The sequence below is a fragment of the Neobacillus niacini genome (assembly GCF_031456445.1).
In the GTDB taxonomy this organism is placed as follows: Bacteria; Bacillota; Bacilli; order Bacillales; family Cytobacillaceae; genus Neobacillus; species Neobacillus niacini_I.
The window spans coordinates 76,645-84,966 of record NZ_JAVDUQ010000025.1; the positions used below are offsets into that span (position 1 = coordinate 76,645).

Annotated in this window: 9 protein-coding genes and 1 pseudogene; 6 read left to right on the forward strand and 4 right to left on the reverse strand. The window is 38.9% G+C overall.

The annotated features are described in order from the left end of the window. Positions 1 to 3 precede the first annotated feature (3 nt). Positions 4 to 1,566, reverse strand: a complete 1,563-nt coding sequence (locus tag J2Y67_RS18670; RefSeq protein WP_310176396.1) for a fatty acid--CoA ligase family protein — start codon at positions 1,564 to 1,566, stop codon at positions 4 to 6. 156 nt (positions 1,567 to 1,722) lie between these two features. Between J2Y67_RS18670 and J2Y67_RS18675 the strand changes: the two genes are divergently transcribed. Continuing rightward, the gene (locus tag J2Y67_RS18675) at positions 1,723 to 1,845 is read left to right on the forward strand and encodes a hypothetical protein (RefSeq protein ID WP_310176397.1); all 123 of its coding nucleotides are present in this window, start codon (positions 1,723 to 1,725) and stop codon (positions 1,843 to 1,845) included. Between the two features lie 88 nt (positions 1,846 to 1,933). Beyond that, the gene (locus J2Y67_RS18680; protein WP_310176398.1) at positions 1,934 to 3,211 is read left to right on the forward strand and encodes a M48 family metallopeptidase; all 1,278 of its coding nucleotides are present in this window, start codon (positions 1,934 to 1,936) and stop codon (positions 3,209 to 3,211) included. Between the two features lie 608 nt (positions 3,212 to 3,819). Here the strand turns inward: J2Y67_RS18680 and J2Y67_RS18685 are convergent. Then, entirely contained in the window at positions 3,820 to 4,053 is a 234-nt protein-coding gene (locus tag J2Y67_RS18685; RefSeq protein WP_310176399.1) for an IDEAL domain-containing protein, read from the reverse strand. A 191-nt stretch (positions 4,054 to 4,244) separates the two neighbouring features. Between J2Y67_RS18685 and J2Y67_RS18690 the strand changes: the two genes are divergently transcribed. Further along, complete coding sequence (locus J2Y67_RS18690) at positions 4,245 to 4,814, forward strand: competence protein ComK (RefSeq protein WP_310176400.1); 570 nt, start codon at positions 4,245 to 4,247, stop codon at positions 4,812 to 4,814. A gap of 13 nt (positions 4,815 to 4,827) precedes the next feature. Here J2Y67_RS18690 and J2Y67_RS18695 read toward each other — a convergent pair whose 3' ends face one another. Then, the gene (locus J2Y67_RS18695) at positions 4,828 to 5,193 is read right to left on the reverse strand and encodes a hypothetical protein (protein ID WP_310176401.1); all 366 of its coding nucleotides are present in this window, start codon (positions 5,191 to 5,193) and stop codon (positions 4,828 to 4,830) included. Between the two features lie 270 nt (positions 5,194 to 5,463). Between J2Y67_RS18695 and J2Y67_RS18700 the strand changes: the two genes are divergently transcribed. The 3 genes from J2Y67_RS18700 to lepB are packed head-to-tail and all read left to right on the forward strand — an operon-like array spanning position 5,464 to position 7,630. Then, complete coding sequence (locus tag J2Y67_RS18700) at positions 5,464 to 6,396, forward strand: LCP family protein (RefSeq protein WP_310176402.1); 933 nt, start codon at positions 5,464 to 5,466, stop codon at positions 6,394 to 6,396. A 32-nt stretch (positions 6,397 to 6,428) separates the two neighbouring features. After that, positions 6,429 to 7,061 (forward strand): TVP38/TMEM64 family protein, encoded by a 633-nt coding sequence (locus J2Y67_RS18705; RefSeq protein WP_310176404.1) that lies wholly within the window; start codon positions 6,429 to 6,431, stop codon positions 7,059 to 7,061. A 14-nt stretch (positions 7,062 to 7,075) separates the two neighbouring features. Then, positions 7,076 to 7,630 (forward strand): signal peptidase I, encoded by a 555-nt coding sequence (gene lepB / locus J2Y67_RS18710; protein WP_310176405.1) that lies wholly within the window; start codon positions 7,076 to 7,078, stop codon positions 7,628 to 7,630. A 313-nt stretch (positions 7,631 to 7,943) separates the two neighbouring features. On the opposite strand, the pseudogene J2Y67_RS18715 reads toward lepB, so the two are convergent. Further along, a pseudogene (locus J2Y67_RS18715) lies at positions 7,944 to 8,101 on the reverse strand (transposase); the annotation flags it as partial. Positions 8,102 to 8,322 lie beyond the last annotated feature (221 nt).

Below are 8,322 nucleotides of genomic sequence, written 5' to 3' on the forward strand. Positions count from 1 at the left end.
TACTTATTTACTGACTTTTTGTTTTACTTGGGCTTGCAGGGCTCTTCTTAGTATTTTCCCCGTTGTATTTTTCGGGAGTTCGTCTAAAAACACTATGGACGATGGAATTTTATATTTTGCAAGATGCTCTTTACAATATTCAAGCAGCTGATTTTCTGTAAGATTTGGGTTCTTACTTACCACATAACTTTTCACAGCCTCGCCTTGATTTGGATCCGGTATACCAAGCACCGCGACTTCGACAACATCCGGATGGTTGTAAAGAACCTCCTCCACTTCACGAGGGTAAACGTTATAGCCTCCGACAAGGATTAAATCCTTTTTCCGGTCTACAATATAAAAATAGCCTTCCTCATCCGTCCGCGCTAAATCACTCGTATAAAGCCAGCCATTTCGAATCGCTGCTTGCGTCTCTTCAGGCATTTTATAATAGCCCTGCATTACATTTGGTCCATGGACAATCAGCTCGCCTACCTCACCGGCAGGAAGTTCTTCACCCAGTTCATTGACAACTTTATTTTTTACATTAAGGATAGATGTTCCGATTGATCCCGGCTTTCGCGGACGGTCGAGCGGGTTAAAACATGTGACCGGGGATGCCTCTGATAAACCATATCCTTCTGATACCATCACATTAAATTTCTTTTCGAAATTCTTTAGGAGGGCAACTGGCATGGAAGCTCCCCCGGAAATACAAAGTCGAAAGGTTTGGAGATCCTTGGGATTTCCTTCAGGATATTGAAACAGGAAATTATACATGGTTGGAACTCCGGCAAAAACAGTCGCTTTATATTCTTTTGTAAGACGGAAAACTTCCTTCGGACTAAATTTTGGAACAATCAGCATGGTTGCGCCGCTTAATAATGGAGCATTTAATGCCACCGTTAAACAAAATACATGGAACATTGGCAACGCTGTAATGACGCGATCAACATGACTCATCTTTAAATAATCACCGACATCCTTTGCATTGCTGTACAAATTCCTATGGGTTAGCATTGCTCCTTTTGGTTTTCCTGTGGTACCGGAGGTGTAGAGAATTAAGGCGACTTCGTCATCATTAAGTTCAGGACTTTGAAAGCTTAAATCACCAGAAGCTAGTACACTTGTAAACGATTTCAATTTTGGATAAACGGAGAGGTTTTCTATATTTGCTTGCCCAAAGTCACTTTGCCCTGTTTCACAAAAGACATAATGCGCAACGTTTGGAAGCTGAGTGTGCATTTTCTCTGCTAAAGGTATGGCCAGGTCTAGCGCGATAACTGTTTTTACATCACCATTGGTTAGAATATATCCAATTTCGTCTGGGGTGTAAATTGGGTTTATGGGGATAACAGTTGCACCTAGTCGCAAGGCACCGTATAAGCTGATGACAAAATGCGGTGAATTCCCGAGTAATAGTGCAATATGATCCCCTTTTTTAACCCCTAATTTTTCAAGACCTGATGCAAACTTAGTAATGGCTCCATCCAATTCAGCATATGTAGTTACCTTGTCTAAAAAATAATAGGCGGGCTTACTTGCTGAAGCTTTTGCCGTTTCGTGAAGCTGTGACGATAAATTCATATAGTTCCCTCCCTTTATGAATGAATACTCATTCATTTAATTCTTTTAATTTTCTAAATATATTATATTGCTAGAAATTTAAGTATTCAAGTAGTATGTAAAAAAATAAAGTTGTAGTTCTATGACGGAAGGCAAAAATTCAGGAGTAGGTAACTGGTGAAAACAGCGATATGGGCATTAGCGATTCTTTATTTATATTTCTCAGAATCTTTGCTAAAATTTACATTTATTGAGGATTTTTTACATAGAGCAGGGGGAGCAGCTCATGTAAGGCGGTAGTTACCGGCTTTTTTTATTGCTAGGTTCTAAATTATCGCTTTTTAACTAAACTAAGTATAGAGAGGTTGTACAAAAAGGAGGACAATTCATGGTACGGAAAATGGGGGTTTATGCGGTTCTGGCCTATGTGATATATGGGTTGTTTTTTTATTGGTACTTATTCTATTTTGCCGATACAAAGCTTCCCTTTGAATATCAAGGGTCAAAAGCTGACCCTGCTACTTTCCTAAATGGAAGGGAACTGATGCTGAGTGAAGAGTATTCGAAGATAAGAAATCTCTTATTTTTCTTATCCACCCCATTCGAATGGCTTTTCTACTTTGTTATTTTATTGTTTGGATTTTCACGGGCATTCAAACGCTGGTCTGAAAGCTCTTCTAAGTATAAACTGCTTCAGACGGCGATTTATCTCATTTGGTTATCTTTCTTTGCTTATGTAGCGACATTCCCGTTAAGCTATATAAGCTATTCTTTATCGAAAACCTATCATATCTCGACGCAAACCTTCCCATCGTGGATGAAGGATGAATTAATTGATTTTTGGATTAACTATGGGACGTGGCTGATTATTGTCCCAGTGATCTATTGGCTGATGAAAAAAAGCAGCAAGCGTTGGTGGTTCTATGCTTGGCTGCTATCGATTCCTTTTACATTATTTATGATGTTCCTGCAGCCCGTTGTGATTGACCCATTGTATAATAACTTTTATCCTTTAAAAAATAAGGAGCTTGAAACAAAAATATTAACGATGGCTGATAAGGCTCATATACCGGCAAAACATGTTTTTGAAGTGAACATGGCGGAAAAAACAAATTCAATGAATGCATACGTCACGGGGATTGGCTCCAATGCACGGATTGTCCTTTGGGATACAACCTTAAATAAACTGTCGGATAGGCAAATTTTATTTATCATGGCACACGAAATGTGTCATTATGTGGAGAAACATATCTATTTTGGAATAGCAGGTTATTTACTGCTATCATTGCTGGGATTGTATTTAACCAATCGAATAATGGATTGGGCGATTAAACGGTGGGGAACCGAACTGAAGATACCGGAGAAGAAGGATCTACGATCATTGCCGTTGTTTTTAATGATTATTTCGTTTCTGCTGTTTGCAGTGAGCCCTCTTACAAACCTTGCTTCCCGTTATGAAGAGTCGCGTGCCGATAATTATGCTATTCATATGACCAAGGATCCGGAGGCAGCTATTATTTCCTTCCAGAAATTAACCAAATCTGGTTTAAGCCAGGTAAATCCGCCTCTCTTGGTAAAAATTTTCCGTTATGACCATCCAACCATGCTGGACCGGATTTCCATGCTTGAAGAATATGAAATCCAACATCGAAATCAAATCAAATAAAAGATTAGTAAAGGGCTGAAGAAGTGCTTCAGTCCTTTTTTCAGGGATTTTTTTGAAAAAAAAATTGTTGTTTTCTAAAACCTGCCTTTAATTAGCAATAGGGAGTATCTACGCGCCCGTTATCGGCATGGAACCTAACAAACGGTCGCATAGGATGGTTCTACGCGCCCGTTATCGGCATGGAACCCAGCAAGCGGTCGCATAGGGAGTATCTACGCGCCCGTTATCGGCACTGACCCCAACAAACGGTCGCATAGGGTAGTTCTACGCGCCCGTTATCGGCATTGGCCCCAACAAACGGTCGCATAGGGTAGTTCTACGCGCCCGTTATCGGCATTGAACCCAGCAAGCGGTCGCATAGGGAGTATCTACGCGCCCGTTATCGGCATGGAACCTAACAAACGGTCGCATAGGATGGTTCTACGCGCCCGTTATCGGCATTGACCCCAGCAAACGGTCGCATAGGTTGTTTCTACGCGCCCGTTATCGGCATTGACCCCAACAAACGGTCGCATAGGGAGTATCTACGCGCGCCTCGGTCGTATAGAGTCTTTTTTATTTTAATACATAAGAAAAAGCCGTCCAATTTTGGACGGCTTTTAAAGATTTTAAGTTCCAAATCGTTTAGTAAGCTCTCTGAGTTGACCGGATAATAAGAAAAACGCCTTTTTGTCCCGATGATCAATGGCACAGTCAATTTTTTTTAGCAATTTTTCCTTTTCAATGTTTAATTGGACTTCTGCTAGGAGCATTTCAATGTACAAATCCTGAACGTAATTTTCTTTCTTTTGACGTTTCATGGCACCAATTTTCATTAATTCCGTGTAGGATTTTTCATTCATGAAAATCACCCCTGATGCTTTTTCTTATTATATGGATTTTTATAGAGAAAATCAAACAAATATTTATAATTTTCGGAAATATTTATCTTGACATAATTGTGACCAATTTGGTAACGATTCGGAAAAATCAAGATATTGGCAAATGAACATGATATGATGAAAAAAAATAGAAGAATGGGGAGTTGACGGTCTTGACGCAAAATCAGATTGAGGAATATGAAATTAATTCTTGTACCATGTTTATTCGACCCGTAGAGTATGGCAGTAAAATCTATTCGCAAATTTTTGAGGAAGAGGATGAGTTTCTTTCTCCATTTAAACCTTTGGAAATTATCAAAAAAAGCTGTGATTATTTTGGCTGTGATTATGAAAGCCGGAAGAAAGGGACAAGACAGCTCATTGGTATTACACATAAAATTCCCATTGCGATTGAACCGTCCAACCGTCTTTATTTTTTCCCAACCACATCACCTATCCGCTCCGAATGCATTTGGATTGCACATGATCATGTAAAGGAACATCGCCGTATTTCGAATCAAGAAACACTCATTACCTTTCGCAATAAACAGGCACATTTATTTCCAGTTCCCTATAGCACGATTGACAATCAATTATTAAGAACATCTTTTTTAAGAACAAAGTTAATGCAAAGAATTGAATTTAATGAAAGAAAATCATTTTATCTGATGCAAAAACCAGCTTCGATGGAGGCTTCAGAAAATAACCGCAAATATGGTGAAGATCTTTTTTCAAAAAATTAAACATGGCGCAAATTTAATGGGGCGAGTGCTTTTTTAAAAAATAGAGCTCGATTAACTCTTGAACTTTATTTCGAATTCTTGGATTAAAGTAACTATGGCTTTCTTCATAGCCCTTATATAAGAACAAATACATCGTAAAGGCATCGTCCCGTTTTGTTTCGGTAACTTGGAGTTTATTCTTTTTCATATATTGTTTAACCTCCGCTAATTCCCTTTGTACCTCTTTCATTGTTTCCTCAATCAATTCCAAATAAGGTTTTTTTAATTTAAAAGGGCTCTCTTTCACTACGGTTAAATCCCGGTTTAAGATAATTAAAACCATTGGTAAGTAAATGGCTTTCTCCATAATATTACGATCTTCTTCAGGAATTCTTGTCATTTGATTTAAGCTCCTTTCTTTGTTTTTTTCGAACGTTTGTTCTTATATTTTATAAAAAAAGAAATGAAAAGGCAATAGACCTTCTTAATAGGAGTTTATTTATTACCGCTTCGCTTTTTATATGCAGTTTTTTGCCGTTATTGAAATCTTTATGAAAGTTTTTTATAGAAGGTTATCGAGTAGGGGAAAATGAAGGTAGAAGAAACTTGTGTTTTGGTGCAAGCGTCCTATATAAGTGGAGAAAATTTAACATGGATGGGTGATGAATGAATGAGATATGAACAAAATCAGAAAAAGAAAAAGGGAAAATGGCGTTCTGTGCTGATGATAGTCCTTGTTTTGCTAATAGCCGGTACAGGCTATTCTTATTATCAATATAAACAAGGAGTGAACCAATCATTAAAAAAAGTCAGTAAAGCAAATAAAGTAGTTTATACCTTTGATGGAAAAAAGGACCAGTTTGGGGATACTAACATCCTCTTGATGGGCAGTGATGCAAGAGGGAATGAAGTATCAAGAGCTGATACCATCATGATTGCCCATTACAATGAAAATAAGGGAACATATAAGCTCACTTCCATTATGAGGGATAGTTATGTCGACATTCCGGGCTATGGAAAGCATAAAATCAATTCTGCGTTTGCCCGTGGGGGTCCCGATTTGATGAGGAAAACGATTAAAGAAAATTTCGGTATTGACCTGCAATATTATGCGATTGTCCATTTTCAGGGGTTTGTTCAATTAATTGATGAGGCGTTTCCAAACGGTGTAAAGATTGATGTTGAAAAAGCTATGTCAAAAAATATTGGAGTATCGCTTAAACCCGGGGTCCAAAGACTAAATGGGAAAGAAATGCTGGGCTATGTTCGTTTTCGCCACGATGCGATTGGCGATTTTGGACGTGTAAGACGGCAGCAGCAGGCGGTGAAAGCAATTGGAGAACAGCTAACGAGCCTAAATACGATTCCGAAAATCCCAAAATTAATTGGTGTTATCACGCCATATATCAATACAAATATGAATACATCAGATATAATATTTATGACAACAAATTATTTTTCCAAAAGGAAAAGTCCTGTTGAGACATTAAGGATTCCTGTGGATAATAGTTATACCAATCAACGAGTTTATGGAGAGGGAGCGGTACTCGCCATTGATGTTGCTAAAAATCGGGAGGCCCTTCAGCAATTTATTACGAAATAAGCTTAACAAGGTTTGGCAAGAGGAGAGGTATGATGGATTTTGAGATGATGAAGGAGTGGTTTACACTCGATAATGTCATGGATTTAATAAAGCAATATCGCTCACTTGGCCCGCTGCCAGGGATATTGCTTCCGATGCTTGAAGCCTTTTTGCCGTTCCTGCCGCTTTTTTTATTTGTGATGGCCAATGCAAGTGCTTTTGGATTATGGCTGGGGTTTTTATATTCTTGGCTTGGTGCTTGTATTGGTGCATTGCTGCTTTTTTTCATTATCAGACGTTTTGGACAAAAACGTTTACTATCTTTTCTGCCAAAACATCCAAAAGTTCGCAAACTAATGGATTGGGTAGACCGTCACGGATTTGGCCCGCTTTTTATACTCCTTTGTTTCCCCTTCACACCATCGGCCGTGGTAAATATTGTTGCCGGTCTTTCCAAAATAAGTATGTATCAATATATATTAGCCGTATTTATTGGAAAAATGGTGATGATTTTTACTATCAGTTTTGTTGGCTATGATCTCCATTCACTCATCACGAAGCCTTATCGAACGATTATTGTTGTAGGCGTAATTTTCATTCTTTGGTATTTTGGAAAAAGAATTGAAGTAAGATTGAATAGAAGGATTGAAAATGACCATAATGGGGAGAAAAAGGGGATTGGATAGATGGAGGAGTTTCAATGAAAATTGAATGGAAAAAGGAAGGCGTGGAGTGGGTTAAAGCTTTTGCAATTGGAATTATTATTTTTGCTTTTATTCGAACATTTTTCTTTTCCAACTACATAGTTGAAGGGGAATCAATGATGCCGACTCTTCAAGATGGGAACAAGCTTGTCGTGAATAAGCTAGGCTACCAGATTGGAGATTTAAACCGTTTTGACGTAATTGTCTTTCATGCCAATCAGAAGGAAGATTTCGTCAAGCGTATCATTGGATTGCCGGGTGATAAAATTGTTTATCGGGATGACCATTTATATGTAAATGGAAAAAAGTATGATGAGCCATTTTTGGATATTTATAAGCAAAAGACGCCAGGGGTTAAATTAACGGGTGATTTTACATTAAAAGAAATTACCGGGGTAAATAAAGTCCCTGCAGGCAAGTTATTTGTTCTTGGAGATAATCGTCTGGGCAGCTGGGACAGCCGCCATTTTGGTTTTATCTCTGTCAATCAAGTGGTTGGCAAGGTAGACCTGCGCTACTGGCCATTAAACGAAATGGATGTCCATTTTTAACGTTAACATTTGTGTAAAAAGAGCATGGTGACTTGCTCTCAGATTGTCGAGGAAAGTTATTTTTCTCGGCAATTTTCTTTTTGTCTAAATCTAAAAAGCCGATTTTTATTAAAAGATTATCTTTGCTAATGGGCCTGTTGATTTCCGCTCTAGGTGCGTGCGGTTCGCGGGCATGCAGGGGAGCCTCCTCGGCGCTTTGGCGCCTGCGGGGTCTCCCCTGCCCCGTACTCCCGCAGGAGTCTTCGCACCTTCCACTCCAATCAACAGGAAGCAAATCAACCTAATGAATTGCAACACACCTTTCCCAATCTGGTTAAGTGTGTTGCAATTTTTTTATATTTTGGCAGGCAGCAGTAAGGAATGCCCGTTCACTTACATTCTTCAAGCCCTGCAACCTGCAGTAGCGAAGAAGATGCAGCTCTTTGAGTCTGTGAAGCTTCGCTCAATTTTTTCCTTTCTAAATTTATAAAGCATTCCTTGCCCAATCGAGCTTGTTTTCCCGTTAAAAGGGAAAAGAAAAGTGGTTTGATTGCCCGAACGAGCTGGTATTACTGTTAAAAGGGAAAAGAAAAGTGGTTTGATTGCCCGAACGAACTAGTATGACCGTTAAAAGGGAAAAGAAAAGTGGTTTGATTGCCCGAACGAGCTGGTATTACTGTTAAAAGGGAAAAGAAAAGTGGTTTGATTGCCCG